Here is a 14247-nt window from a genome sequence, read left to right on the forward strand (position 1 = left end):
CACTACTCCCAGTTTATTTATCTAACTTAAATGCCAAAAATATAGGATTACCGTTACGTTGCACCAATACTGCTATGGATTTACCAGTAGGCAGCTTAGTAAGAATTTTATTGAATTCGTTACTATCACGAATCACATTATTTTGAATTCTTAAAATAATATCGCCAGGTTGTATACCAATATCCTGAGCAATACCTTTTCCGACTCTTTGCACAAATACGCCATTTTTTTCAATTTGTAGCTCTTGACGTTGCTCAGCATTTAAATCGGTAACCACTAGACCCAGACGATTTGCATGAATTTCTTCTGCGTTTGGATCACTTTTTTGTGCAACTTGCTGAGAAGGCAACAAACCTATTTTGACTGAAAGTTCCTGTTTTTCACCTTGGCGAATAATTTTCAACTTGGCAGGCTCATCAATCGGTGTTACCCCTACACGTGGCGGCAGTTCACCTGATGTTTCTACGATTTGACCATTAAATTCGACAATAATATCGCCAATTTGCAAACCCGCTTTTTCAGCTGGTCCACCTGGAACAATTTTGGCCACCAACGCACCATGCGGACGATCCATGCCAAACGATTCTGCTAATTGACGGGTAACATCCTGAATCTGCACACCTAACCAACCGCGTGAAACTTTGCCTTTGCTTTTAAGCTGATCTACCACATTCATTGCTAAATCAATGGGTATAGCAAAGGATAAGCCCATATAGCCTCCAGAACGGCTATAAATTTGCGAGTTTATACCAACAACTTTACCTTGCATATTGAATAAAGGCCCCCCGGAATTTCCAGGATTTATCGCTACATCAGTTTGAATAAAAGGAACGTAATTACCATCGGGTAAACTACGACCTTTGGCGCTGACTATACCCGCCGTAACTGACTGATCGAAGCCAAAAGGTGTACCAATTGCCAATACCCATTCGCCCACTTGCAACTGGTCTGGAGAACCTATTTCCACTACGGGTAAATCTTTAGCTTCCACTTTTAGTAGGGCAACATCAGAACTCTCGTCAGAACCAATCAATTTTGCTATTAGCTCACGTCTGTCTTTGAGCTTAACAACAATTTCACTGGCATTATTCACCACATGATTATTGGTCAACACATAACCGTCTTTGGAAATAATGAAACCAGAGCCCAAAGAATTAGTTTCTTTAGGAGCCATACCCCGACCCGGACCTTGAAAATAATGCCGGAAAAACTCTTCCATTTCTGGTGGAATATCTTGAGGTAACTGCTGCTGATCGCCAGAATCGGCAGCTTGAGTCTCAGTATTTTTTTGTATAGTGCTAATATTAACCACTGCATTACCATTATTTTTTACCATTTCGGTAAAGTCCGGCAATTGCGCATAACTCAGGTTGCTTAACAACAAATATACGCAAGCTCCGTAAAACAGCTTTTTAAGCATGAAATCCTCTCTCAAAATTTGATAATATTTAAAATTGACTATCTATTAACGTAATGTAATGCCAGTTGCGATAAATTCAACCGTCTGGGCAGGTACTTCACCTAAAACGGTGATTTGGTAGGTATCTAATACTTTGCTATAGGAATTGACGGAACCCAAACTGTGTAGTCCCTCTACACCCTGCGCTTCTTTAGGCTCCATATAGATAGATACCGAAGAAAAGCCATCGCTAATGAGTAAATGTTCAACCGCTTTTTGAGCTTGCTGCATTGAATTACGAATGAAAAATAAGGTTTTAAAACCCGCAGGCCAATTTTTTAATACAAACGGCGCATTTTCATAAGGCTCTGCCTGACTGGCATGTAAATGCTTAACCTGTAGTGTCGTTTCGTTAGTTTCAACAACAGGATTGGGGTCATTAATACCTTCCACTTTTAGATCGGTAAACACTAGCTGCTCAAGTATCATACCGTTAAGATCGTAAACTTCGACTTTCAAGGGCAAAAAATACTGGCTTTCTATCCAAACTTTGCGGCTATAACGCAATTGGTCTTTGGGTTGAATGGTAATAATTTCGGCAGGTAGCATGGCAATTGATTCCTTTCCTTGTTTTGCCAAACTGTAAAGTGCATCAATTTGGCTACTGTCTTCTGGCAAATTGATAATGAAAGAGCTATCTACTGGATGATGATTGATGACTTTTTGACTGGTTTCCTTAAAAAGACAACTGACTTCGCTGGCTTTACGTGTAACTTCCCGCAACGGTGAATTCAATGAAGATAAGCGTTCCTGCTCAACACCTTCCACCACACTGTGTTTATATCGCATGGTATCGAGTTGTCCATTTTTCATCAGTACCACAGTACCCTGATAATTTAATGATTTAAGCGCATGTTTCATATTCTCAAATAACTGAGGAGCACTTAGCAATTTATCCTCGGCATGAGCAACTGAAACAAACAAAATTGCAGTGATCAAAAATACAAAAACATATCTGATAGCCTGAGAAACTTTGTACATTTTGGATGCCAAATCAGATACTTGATAATTTAGTCTGCGTTGCAAACTTGTTCCAAAAGGATAGGAAGTCTGTGCGCACATGATTACTTGTAAACCAGTTGAACTGCAGATTAACTCACTCATTGCTCTTGATAACCCACCACTCGGGCATAAGGTTGGGTGCGGTAAACATCGCTACTGTATACGGCATTGTCATGAGCTTGCAGATAATCGTTAAAATGCGGATTAAGTGGCACCAGTGTATTGGGCTGCTGCATATTGATGGCCATTGCAGGCTGTAAAGTATAAGGATTTTTTTGAGTATCGACTTTATACGCCACCCACACCACAGCCAAAGTAATGGAAGCGGCCAGTGCTAATCCAGCTTTCTGCCAATTGAAGCTGATAAGGCTCGATTTTTTGCGTGGCAGCATAAAAGTGGGCTCGTAACTGATCTGTTGATGAATTTTGTCTGCAAAATGCTTATCAAGCACATAACAGCTGTCGTTTTTTAAAACTTGACTAATCAACTGATAGCGTTGCAATCGCTGCTTTAAAGCATCATCCTGCCCCAAAGTTCGCAATAGCGATAAAGCCTTATCACTCTGTAGCTCATCATCGATGAGTAATGAAATTTTTTCGTTTACTTGTTCTTGCATCAAAACACCTTATGTTCTGTTAATTCAGCAATGGCTGCAATTTTTCATCAATAGCTTCTCGAGCGCGAAAAATTCTAGATCGCACTGTGCCAATGGGGCAATCCATAGCCTCGGCAATTTCCTCATAACTCATGCCTTCAAATTCTCTTAATGTAATGGCTATACGCATTTCCTCAGGTAGGTTTTCTATCGCCAATTTGATCACTTCAACGATTTGTTCATTCATCAACTGATCTTCAGGTGTGTGCATATCTTTTAACTGAAGTGCATTCTCTACTTGTTCAGCATCCTGCATTTCCAATTCAAATTCAGAATGGCGGCGGGTACGCGACAATAAATAATTTTTTGCCGTATTAATGGCAATACGATATAACCAGGTATAGAAAGCACTTTCGCCTCTGAAGTCGGCTAATGCACGATAAGCTTTAATAAACGTATCCTGTGCAACATCCTGAGCCTCATGCGGATCTTTCACATACCGATTTACCAGATGCACAATTCTATGCTGATATTTAATCACCAAAAGATCAAAAGCAGATTTATCACCCTGTTGTACACGGCGCACCAAATCCTGATCTAAATCTTCACTATGGTTAGTCTGTTCGTTCACTTCATCGTTTATCTATAATTAACAAGACAGAATTAAACCGCATTAGTTCTGCTAATACAAAAAAAATTGTGTTTAGGGAGCAAAACTGTTATTTCACTAAACCTTTTCTAGGCGATTTAAATAAAGTTGCTTAGCCATTCTACAAGAAAAAACACCCAATGCTTGCCTTGTATGATGGGTCGTAAAATGCCTATCCTACCTGAGCAAAAAACTAAATTGCAAATCTGCTCTATTGAATTTTCCAAGGAGTCACAGTTTAATCATACTGAACACGCTATACATAAAGAATACACTATAAAATTGTTACAAATACGTTATCATCTTTAAAATTTTTTTTATCTTTTTTGAATTAATACTCAACTTTGAATAACAGTTACTCCTCATCAACACAAGATTACTATGACATAGTTATTGCCGGTAGTGGTGGCGCAGGGCTTAGTTTGGCTCTGCATCTGGCTGACTCTTTCAAAATAGCCGTACTAGCCAAATTTGCCCTGACAGAATGCAGTACTTATTATGCTCAAGGCGGAATTTCTGCGGTTTACGACGAAAAACATGATTCTATCGAATCACATATTGAAGATACCTTAATTGCTGGCTCTGGTTTATGTGATCCAGAAATTGTGCGCCTAACTGTCGGCCAGGGTCGTAAAAGCATTGAATGGTTACGCGAACAAGGGGTAAATTTTACTCAAGAACATAGTTCCAGCGGCAAATTACGCTTACATCTTAACCGCGAGGGCGGACATTCCCACCGTCGTATTGTGCATACTGACGATGCAACCGGCAAAGCGGTGTCTTTGTCTTTGATTGAAAGAGCGCGTGCACACGCCAATATTACCCTGCTGGAATATCACAATGTAGTGGAACTAATCACCGCCAAAAATCTGGGTGAAAAAACGCAGGGTATTCGTGGTGCATATGTTCTAAATAGCTTAACGGGCAAAATTACCAGTATTGCTTGCAAAATTTTGGTATTAGCTACTGGTGGTGCCAATAAAGTTTATTTATATTCGACTAATCCGCACACCTCTTCCGGGGATGGAATTGCATTGGCATGGCGAGCAGGTTGCCGTATTAGCAATATGGAATTTATGCAATTTCATCCTACCTGTCTATATCATCCCAGCGCACATTCGTTTTTGATTAGCGAAGCAGTGCGTGGTGAAGGCGGGCATTTACTGCTACCCAACGGCAAACGCTTTATGCAACAGTATGACAGCCGAATGGAACTGGCTCCACGCGACATTGTGGCGCGCGCTATAGACAGCGAAATAAAAAAACATGGCATAGACTGCGTTTATCTGGATATCAGCCATCAATCACGCGATTTTATTCAAAAGCATTTCCCGACCATTTATATGCAATGTCTGGAACTGGATATTGATATCTGTCAACAACCCATTCCAGTGGTGCCTGCTGCACATTACACCTGTGGGGGCATATTAACCGACAGTCATGCCAGAACCGATATACCAGGTTTATATGCTATTGGCGAGGTCGCTTGTACTGGTTTACACGGTGCAAATCGCATGGCCAGCAATTCATTACTGGAATGTCTGGTATTTGCCGAACAAGCCAATCTCGATATTCGTCATCATATAGTTAATATTCCTAAACCGGGGATTTTGCCAAATTGGGACGAATCAAAAGTATCTGACTCAGATGAAGAAGTCTTGATTAGTCATAATTGGGATGAACTGCGCCGCTCTATGTGGGATTATGTTGGAATTGTTCGGACCAATAAACGTTTGGAACGTGCTATGAATCGCGTCATTTTACTGCAAGAGGAAATTTCGGAATACTATGGTCAATTTCGCATCAGCAGTGATTTGTTAGAATTACGCAATCTGGTGATTGTTGCAGAATTAATCATCCGCTGCGCTCAAATGCGTAAAGAAAGTCGAGGCTTACATTTTACCCAGGATTATCCACATACTGATAACAGTAAGGCTCCACAAAACACTATTTTAATCCCCAAAAATTATGGTAATAATTAGCTATATCCCGCTAAGCCTAATTTCAGGTTTTATGTGATTACTGCAATCGCTAAATGGATATTTGTTTTATGGCATAATGCTTAGCTATCAAGCACATCCGCTAAAAAACAACATACAAATGGATAGATTTACAATAGTAGATTCTTTCAGCTTTAGCAAATTCAGATCAGATATCTCTGAAACGTGTATAACACTCCATGCTCATGACCACTAACCCCGCATTGCAAACCCTACGCTCAGTATTTGGCTACAACAGCTTTCGTGGGCAACAACAAGACATTATTGGTCAATTGTGCAGTGGACGTGATGTACTGGTATTGATGCCTACAGGTGGCGGCAAATCTCTGTGTTATCAAATTCCGTCCATTATTATGGATGGCGTTGGTATTGTCATATCACCGCTAATTGCGTTAATGCAGGACCAAGTGACCGCCTTACATTTATTAGGAGTTAAAGCTGCGTTTCTTAATTCAACCTTGTCATTAGATGAAGTCCGTCATATTGAACAGCAACTCATCAGCAATCAGTTGGATTTGCTTTATATAGCTCCGGAACGGCTTAGTAATACCCGCACACAATCCTTACTAAAACGCTGCAAAATCGCTTTGTTTGCCATTGATGAAGCGCATTGCGTCTCACAATGGGGGCATGACTTTCGCTCTGATTATTTACAGCTCTCGGTTTTACACCAACTATTCCCAAGCGTCCCACGCATAGCTCTCACGGCTACTGCAGACGAACGTACCCGCGAAGAAATTATCCAGCGTCTGGCATTGGAACAATCTGAGGTATTCATTAGCGGTTTTGACCGTCCTAATATTCGTTACCGTATTATCCAGAAACAAAATGCGCGTCAGCAATTGCTTAACTTCATTAACGCTGAACATAATGGTGACACTGGCATTGTCTATTGCCTATCCCGAAAAAAAGTTGAAGATACTGCGGAATGGCTCAATCAAAAAGGCTTACGAGCCCTCCCCTATCATGCGGGTATGCCAGCCGATATTCGACAAAAAAACCAACATCAGTTTTTGATGGAGGATGGCTTGATTATCGTTGCCACTATCGCTTTTGGCATGGGTATAGACAAGCCTAATGTGCGCTTTGTGGCACACTTGGATTTACCCAAAAGTATTGAAGCCTATTACCAGGAAACCGGGCGTGCTGGTCGTGATGGTAATGCTGCAAATGCCTGGATGGCCTATGGTTTACAGGATGTAATTACCTTGAGACAAATGCTAGCCTCGTCTACCGCAGATGAAACGCATAAACGTATCGAATACCATAAACTGGATGCCATGCTAGCGTTGTGCGAATCTGTTAGCTGTCGTCGTCAGATTTTACTTTCTTATTTTGGTGATATTCTGGATCACAACTGTGGCAATTGCGATACCTGCCTGGAACCAGTAAAGACCTGGGATGGTACCCTACCCGCTCAACAGGCTTTATCTGCTATTTACCGTACCGGACAACGTTTTGGAGTCACCTATCTGATCGATGTACTACGCGGCAAAGAAGACGCCCGCATCCAGCAATTTGGACACGCTCATCAGTCCACCTTCGGCATTGGTAAAGCACTCGATGAAAACCAATGGCGCTCAGTGTTTCGGCAACTGGTAGCCAGAGCGCTGGTGGAAGTTGACCTTGAAGGTCATGGCAGCCTGAAACTGACCGATGCCTGTCGCCCAATCTTGCGTGGCGAGCAGACATTGATGTTACGACAGGATGTAGCCATTGAAAAACTGAGAAGGGATAAATCCGACAAACCACAGCCCGATAGCGCTTTGTGGAATGCTTTACGTGCCAAACGCCGCGAACTGGCTGATTTGCAAGATGTCCCCCCTTATGTGATTTTTCACGATGCCACACTAATGGCCATGCTGGAAAATCGACCAAGCAACAAACAGCAAATGGCTTTAATTAGTGGCGTGGGGGAGCGTAAATTGGCTTTATATGGCGATGAATTTCTAGCAGTATTAGCCCAGTTTAGCTCGCTTGAAATCAAAGCCATCAGTAGTGACACTGCTAACGAGACTTTGGACCTATTCAGACTGGGATTAAACGTCGAACAAATTGCAGCTAAACGCAATCTAAAAACCGACACAGTTTACAATCACCTTTCAAAAAACCTGGAAACCGGACTGATAGATCTACATGAAGTTGTCAATCTTTCCAATGCTGACATTACCGCTATTGAAGATCAATTCCTGCATCTGCCTGATCAACAGAAAAATGCGCTTAAACCTGTTTACGAACACTTTGCGGGCGAATACAGTTACGAAGTATTACGTTGCGTAAGAGCTTCTTTACAATGGCGTTTACGATAACCCCTATTGCTTTTGTATTTCTCCACGCTGACGTTGATACTCATCATAATTTGGTCTGGCATTGCACTCGGAGACCATGTTTTTTTGACATTGATAGGCACCAAAATTCTGCACAGCAAAATAACCTAATTGCTGAAAACTAGCTGTGGAACAGCCGCTGCTAGTTATCGAAATAATAAATGCCATCAATAAGTGCTTATCTCTTTTCATTCTTAGGCCTCTAACTGAGCAAATACCAGATAAGCACTTACTTGGTTTATTCTGGCTAATCATCATTTACGCTTAAAACGTCCGAACAGGCTTTTAATTTGCCCGGCGTTTTCTGCTGGCGCGGCAACTTCTGCAACCACTGGTTCTGGTTCGGGTTGAGAGGCCTCGACACTTATCGTTTCAGGAATAGTTTTAGATTTTCCTCCACCCAATAAGCCTTTAAATTTTCCACCCAATCCAGATGATTCTGGTTTAGCCGAGGTAACAGCTTGATCAACTGGCAACTCTGTAGCTTGCTCTTCAACAGAAGACTCAAGCTGCACATTTTTAGATTTAGAAGAACCAAACATGTTTTTGAATTTACCGCCTAGGCCACCGCTGGTATTTTTTTCTACAACCACCAGGGGGTCTACCAAAGAAACAGTTTCGGGTTGTTCCGTTAGTGTTTCCTCTGGCTTATCTAGCCCTAATTCAGCGTCATCTATATCTTGCGGTAACGGCGTACGTTGTCCAAGTTTTTCATCGAGTTTATCAATTTTATGTTTGGCATTGCCTAACAAAGATTTAAATCGGCTGCCAAAACCTTGATTTTCTGTATGTTCAGCAACGTTTTCTGTACCTTTAAGTTCTAAGATAGGCTGGCTTTCCAAGGCAATTTGCGGTTCTTTTTGCTGAACGGTCTGACGAGGCTCTACCTTAACGTTTGAAGGAATGGAGGTAGTTTCTAGCGCCGCTTTAATTTCAATCGGTTTAATCGACTCTACAGGTTGCGCCTTGACGGCTTGATTCTGAAATTTTATCTGCAAATCTGCAAATTGCTTTTCAACGTTAGTCAGTCTGTTAATATCCGCCTGATATTTAGCTTCTGATTCCAATATGCGTTGTTCAGCACTTTGCTGCTGCTCTTCAACTAAACGCGTTTGTTCCTGCAAAGCCAGTTCCAGTTTCACTACCTGCTGTTTTAAACTGTCAGAACTCAGTAGCGCAGATTGTAGTTGTTGCTCCATTTCGGCAATTTTTTCAGTACCGACCTGATTATCCTGTTCTAAGTGACTAATTGTGTCAACTTGCGTTTGCAGACGTTCACAGATTTGATTTACAGCGCCGTTATAGCGTTGCCATAATTGTTCTGGTGACAGCCCCTCTCTGACAGTCAAGCCTTGCTGACCCAAACTGGAATCGGCAGCTAAAGCCACAATATTTTCTGTAATCTGCGAACCAAGTTCATGCAGTTGGCTGCGTAAAGCTTCAGCCTGTTGCTTTTCATGTTCAACCTGCATTTCAATGTCAATGACATCTTGCTGCAACAATTTAATTTGCTCTTGAGCAGCATTCAGACTGTTTTGCGTCTCTTCGATGGTTTTGAGATGAATTCGAATTTTTCTGTTCAGCGCATAAATACTTAAGCTGTATAGTATGCAGGTGAATAGCCAGACTACTAACGCCAGACAAATAGCATATACCGGGTTATCAAGCGTAAACTGGTAATAAGTAAAAAACAGGTCTTTTAAAAAAGAAAGTGTGTCTTGCGCTTGCATACTAAGAATCCTAGTTAATTATAATTATTTTAATTATTCAGCCATAAAAGCCGCTTGGCTAACTTACGCTGTGAATATACACATTGCTGCCAACATCGTCAAAATTTGCGTGGGATTTTAAATTTACAACTCACTCCTGCTAAGGATTTTGGCATAAACAACAGAAGGTTCGAACAATATCTGTATTTTAGGTATTATGCTAGTTTACCTGCAAATACCGGAAATTGCTCATGCCGCTACTGCCTTTACTGTCTGATCAAATACAGCAACTACCGAAAAACTTGCAAGTAATTGCTATCAATTTCTGCACTCAATTAACTGACAACACACGCCCGGATCAGTTGCCCAGTTTTGAAAATACTGCTTTCGTTAACTCGATAATAAAAGCATGTGTTTGCAGTAATTTTATTCGTGAAAACTGGTTGCGTAAACCAGAGTTATTAACCGATCTTATCAATTCTGGAGATCTGTTTTCTAACACGCGGCGAGATCATTATGCCACCACTTTGCAAAACTTTATGATCGACTCTGAGGCCAGTCTGTCCAGTCATCTACGCCAATTTCGGCGCCGTGAAATGCTGCGTATTGCCTGGCGTGATCTGGCTGGCTGGTCGAATCTGGATGAAACTCTCGGCGATTTAACCCGGCTGGCAGAAACCTGTATTGAAACAGCTCTGAACTTTCTTTATCTGCAAGCTTGCCAACGTTGGGGAACACCACGTCTGGCAGACGGCACTCCCTTTAATCTGGTAGTGTTAGGTATGGGCAAGCTGGGTGCTTGGGAGTTGAATTTTTCATCAGATATTGATTTGATATTCGCCTTTGCAGAAGAAGGTATCCTTAACGAAAAAAAAGAAATCAGTTACGGTGAATTCTTTACCCGTATTTGTCAAGCACTGGTTAAAGCATTGGACGTAATCACGGCTGATGGCTTTGTGTTCCGAACCGATATTCGTCTCCGCCCTTTTGGCGACAGCGGCCCATTGCTGATGACTTTTGACGGCATGGAAAACTATTATCTGACCCAAGCTCGTGAATGGGAACGCTATGCCATGATTAAGGCCCGTCAGGTGGCGGGTGATTTTGCTACCGGCAAACAGCTGGCTACGATGATTAAACCGTTTGTATATCGCCACTATTTGGATTACGGCGCGTTTGATGCGCTGCGGGATGTTAAAGCGCAAATTACACAAGAGTTAAAGCGTAAAGACCGCCTTGATAACATCAAATTGGGTCCGGGCGGCATTCGTGAAATCGAATTTATTGGTCAGGCGTTTCAATTAATTCGCGGCGGTAAAGATGCAGCATTACAACAGCGTGAAATTCAAGTGGTGTTGGATGTATTGGTTGAGCTGGAATTAATGACACTAGAAGACTCTGCTTCACTAAAATTTGCTTATCGATTTTTACGCAGAGTCGAAAATCATATTCAACAATATCAGGATAAACAAACTCACGATCTACCTATTGATACCACAGTGCAAGACATTCTGGCTTATTCTATGGATTTTATGAATTGGGCAAGCTTTAAACAGGAACTCGATCTAATCAGAGCCCAGGTTCATACCCTGTTCGAAGAGGTGTTCTCCTTAAACGAACAGGATAACCCACGTCAAAACTCGCAACTGATTTGGGCCAGCAACACAGAAGACGAGCAAGCATTAGAAGCACTGGCTGAGATGGGTTGCACTGAGCCTGATAAAATATTGAACATTATCATTGAGTTTAAAGATTCTTATGCCTTAAAACGATTATCCACCAAAGGCTTGCTGGTTATCCAACGCTTACTGCCAACTTTACTTTCTGAGCTGGTAAAAATCACAGATAATCAAACTGTCACCTTAAAGCGTATTCTGGACTTATTTGCAGAAGTAGCGGGTCGCAATGTCTATCTATCACTATTAGCTGAAAACCCGCAATCACTCACACAACTAATAACGCTGAGTTCAGCCAGTTTATGGATTTGTGAACATTTGGCCCAATATCCCATTTTGTTTGATGAGTTAATGTATGTGCGCTCATTATACGAACCCTTACAACAATCAGCCTTGCGTAAAGAATTACAGTACGAACTCAATAAACGCGATTTAATTGATACAGAACAACTAATGATCGCCTTACGTCAATTTAAAAATTTAAACGTACTACGAGTGGCGGCAGCCGATATTGCAGGAAACATTCCATTAATGACAGTGAGCGATTATCTAACATGGATAGCAGAGATAATTCTGGAGCAAACATTAATCAAGGCCTGGCAAATACTAGGAAATAAACATGGTTATCCACCTAATTGCCAGGAAACACCACAGTATTTCGCCATCATCGGCTACGGCAAATTGGGCGGAGTAGAAATGGGTTACGCCTCCGATCTGGATCTGGTGTTCTTATGCAGTTATCCTGACGCAACTGCAAACACCACGGGTAGCAAGCCGATTAGCTGCGATCTATTTTATTTGCGTTTGGCTCGTACTATCTGTCAGATTCTGAATACTAAAATGCTGTCCGGCATAGTGTATGAAGTAGATTTACGCCTGCGGCCTAATGGCGATTCTGGATTGGTATTCAGCTATATTGATCGTTTTGAGGATTACCTTAAAAACCAGGCCTGGACATGGGAACATCAGGCATTAGTACGCGCACGCTTTATCACGGGCGATGCAGACATACAAAGCCGCTACCAAGATATTCGCCACCGAATCTTATCTCTACCCAGAGATTATAGTCAGTTAAAATCTGAAGTTCGGGAAATGCGCGAAAAAATGCGTTTACAATTTATGAAAAAAGGCACCCGTCTTTTTGACTTAAAACAAAGCAAAGGAGGTATAGCCGATATTGAATTTCTGGTGCAATTTGGGATTTTAGCTGAAGCAGCTAGCTACCCGGCACTCACCACTTTTACTGGCTCTATACGTTCACTTGGCCTGCTTGAAAAGTATGGTTTTATTACTCATGAAGATGGAGATCTACTTAAACAGGCCTATTGTTGTTTCCGGGGATATGGTCATCATCAGGTTCTAAAAGGCGAAGATGCAACTGCAGAAATGGATACTTTTGCGGATCTACGCCTAGAAGTCGAGCGAATTTGGGATGCATTTATGGGGTAAGCGGAAATTCAACCTAAAGCATGAAGAACCTTGCACACTAACCCCATATATTGCATTTACCAACCAGAAACTTAGCTTAATGCTTTAATTTTTTCCAATACGGCCTGAGCATGACCCGCATGATTTACACCATATTCAACATCTACCAACTGACCTTGTGGATTGATAATAAAAGTTGAGCGTACAATTTTCCATTTTTTAACGCCGTCTTTTTCAACTTCCTGCCACACACCATAACTGTCGCAGAGTTCACCACTGGTATCGGCAAGTAGTTGCACGGTTAAACCATATTTTTCGATAAAAGCACGGTGACTGGCACAATCGTCTTTACTGACACCGATAATGACAGTTTGTAAGGCAGAAAAATCGGCTGCCAAGGCGGTAAAATCGTTAGCCTCTATAGTGCAGCCTGGGGTGTCATCCTTAGGATAAAAATAAAGTACAACATAGTTTTTGCCATGGTAATCGGCAAGTGATATCAATTGATCGTTCTCATTCAGGGTACTGAAACTAGGTGCGGGTTGGTTGTTTTCTAAAAGCGTAGACATGTTACTCTCCTGTGAAAAATTATAGATTTTGACTATTTTCGGCCCATTGCTCTTGCACCAGTCCATTTACAGCGCAAAAGACAGCGCTTGTTAAACCAGTAAAGATGCCGTGCTCAGCAATACCGGGTATGGCATTTAACTGTGTATTAAGTTTTTGAGTGTCTACATCAGCAGGAAATGTTGCGTCCAGAACCAGACTGCCATAAGAAGTAACCGCCAAACCGTCACCACTGGCTGTGGCTCTAAGTTGTGCAGTGCCACCCAGTTTTGTGATGTTTTTCTGTACCAGTTGCCAGGCAAAAGGCATCACTTCCAGCGGAATAGGGTAATTTTGTCCAATACGGGTTACGCGCTTGCTGGGATCGATTAATACCCAAAAGGCCAGACTAGCCTTAGCCAGCAACTTTTCTCTGACCAGATCAGCACCACGCCCTTTTAACAAAGATAAGTCCGGACTAACTTCGTCGGCACCATCGACATATACGTCTAATTGATTGATATTTTCCAATGCAAGCAGGGACAAACCCAAACTTTGAGCTTTAATAGCACTGACGACCGAACTGGCAACCACTTGCACCTGCAAGCCTTCGCTGACTTGTCGCTGCGCGAGTGCTGCTATAAAGAAGTTGGCAGTCGATCCAGTTCCCAGACCCACCACCATACCATCTTGTATCTGCCCAGCAGCATACTCGGCTACTAATTGCTTATCATTCATATTAGAACCCCCATATACATAGGATATAAAACAACCTATAAAAACCGGAATTACATCTGCTCAGTGCTAATGGTGGACTGTATAAATCAATAACGACACATTTGCACTGAAAATACC

11 protein-coding genes are annotated in these 14247 nt (G+C 41.8%); 3 read left to right on the forward strand and 8 right to left on the reverse strand.

What is annotated here, in order from left to right; genetic code table 11:
- Positions 1–13: 13 nt before the first annotated feature.
- Genes ABH008_RS17120 through rpoE form a run of 4 tightly spaced genes read right to left on the reverse strand, consistent with a single transcriptional unit; the run spans position 14 to position 3688 of the window.
- Positions 14–1420 carry a DegQ family serine endoprotease gene (locus tag ABH008_RS17120; RefSeq protein ID WP_347986827.1) on the reverse strand — a complete coding sequence of 469 codons (1407 nt, stop codon included), beginning with the start codon at positions 1418–1420 and terminating at the stop codon, positions 14–16.
- A gap of 45 nt (positions 1421–1465) precedes the next feature.
- Positions 1466–2563, reverse strand: coding sequence for a MucB/RseB C-terminal domain-containing protein (locus ABH008_RS17125; RefSeq protein ID WP_347986828.1), 1098 nt, complete (start codon positions 2561–2563; stop codon positions 1466–1468).
- Positions 2560–3078: a sigma-E factor negative regulatory protein gene (locus ABH008_RS17130; RefSeq protein WP_347986829.1), complete on the reverse strand. Its 519-nt coding sequence runs from the start codon at positions 3076–3078 to the stop codon at positions 2560–2562. The genes ABH008_RS17125 and ABH008_RS17130 overlap by 4 nt, the downstream gene beginning before the upstream one ends.
- Before the next feature lie 19 nt (positions 3079–3097).
- Entirely contained in the window at positions 3098–3688 is a 591-nt protein-coding gene (gene rpoE / locus ABH008_RS17135) for an RNA polymerase sigma factor RpoE (protein WP_347986830.1), read from the reverse strand.
- Positions 3689–4050: 362 nt separating this feature from the next.
- On the opposite strand from rpoE, the gene nadB reads away from it, so the two are divergent.
- Together nadB and recQ are read left to right on the forward strand one after the other, a co-directional pair.
- A complete protein-coding gene (gene nadB, locus ABH008_RS17140; protein ID WP_347986831.1) occupies positions 4051–5688 on the forward strand; it encodes an L-aspartate oxidase in 1638 nt (545 codons plus the stop codon).
- Positions 5689–5891: 203 nt separating this feature from the next.
- Positions 5892–8015, forward strand: a complete 2124-nt coding sequence (gene recQ / locus ABH008_RS17145) for a DNA helicase RecQ (protein ID WP_347989990.1) — start codon at positions 5892–5894, stop codon at positions 8013–8015.
- Positions 8016–8018: 3 nt separating this feature from the next.
- On the opposite strand, the gene ABH008_RS17150 is transcribed toward recQ, so the two are convergent.
- Both ABH008_RS17150 and ABH008_RS17155 read right to left on the reverse strand, forming a co-directional pair.
- On the reverse strand, positions 8019–8225 hold the full coding sequence (locus ABH008_RS17150) for a hypothetical protein (RefSeq protein WP_347986832.1): 207 nt from the start codon (positions 8223–8225) through the stop codon (positions 8019–8021).
- Between the two features lie 62 nt (positions 8226–8287).
- Complete coding sequence (locus ABH008_RS17155; RefSeq protein WP_347986833.1) at positions 8288–9763, reverse strand: hypothetical protein; 1476 nt, start codon at positions 9761–9763, stop codon at positions 8288–8290.
- A gap of 230 nt (positions 9764–9993) precedes the next feature.
- On the opposite strand from ABH008_RS17155, the gene glnE reads away from it, so the two are divergent.
- Complete coding sequence (gene glnE, locus ABH008_RS17160; protein WP_347986834.1) at positions 9994–12867, forward strand: bifunctional [glutamate--ammonia ligase]-adenylyl-L-tyrosine phosphorylase/[glutamate--ammonia-ligase] adenylyltransferase; 2874 nt, start codon at positions 9994–9996, stop codon at positions 12865–12867.
- 71 nt (positions 12868–12938) lie between these two features.
- On the opposite strand, the gene ABH008_RS17165 is transcribed toward glnE, so the two are convergent.
- Both ABH008_RS17165 and rpiA read right to left on the reverse strand, forming a co-directional pair.
- Complete coding sequence (locus ABH008_RS17165) at positions 12939–13415, reverse strand: peroxiredoxin (protein WP_347986835.1); 477 nt, start codon at positions 13413–13415, stop codon at positions 12939–12941.
- A gap of 19 nt (positions 13416–13434) precedes the next feature.
- A complete protein-coding gene (rpiA, locus tag ABH008_RS17170) occupies positions 13435–14130 on the reverse strand; it encodes a ribose-5-phosphate isomerase RpiA (RefSeq protein ID WP_347986836.1) in 696 nt (231 codons plus the stop codon).
- Positions 14131–14247 lie beyond the last annotated feature (117 nt).

The organism is Methylomonas sp. AM2-LC (assembly GCF_039904985.1).
In the GTDB taxonomy this organism is placed as follows: Bacteria; Pseudomonadota; Gammaproteobacteria; order Methylococcales; family Methylomonadaceae; genus Methylomonas.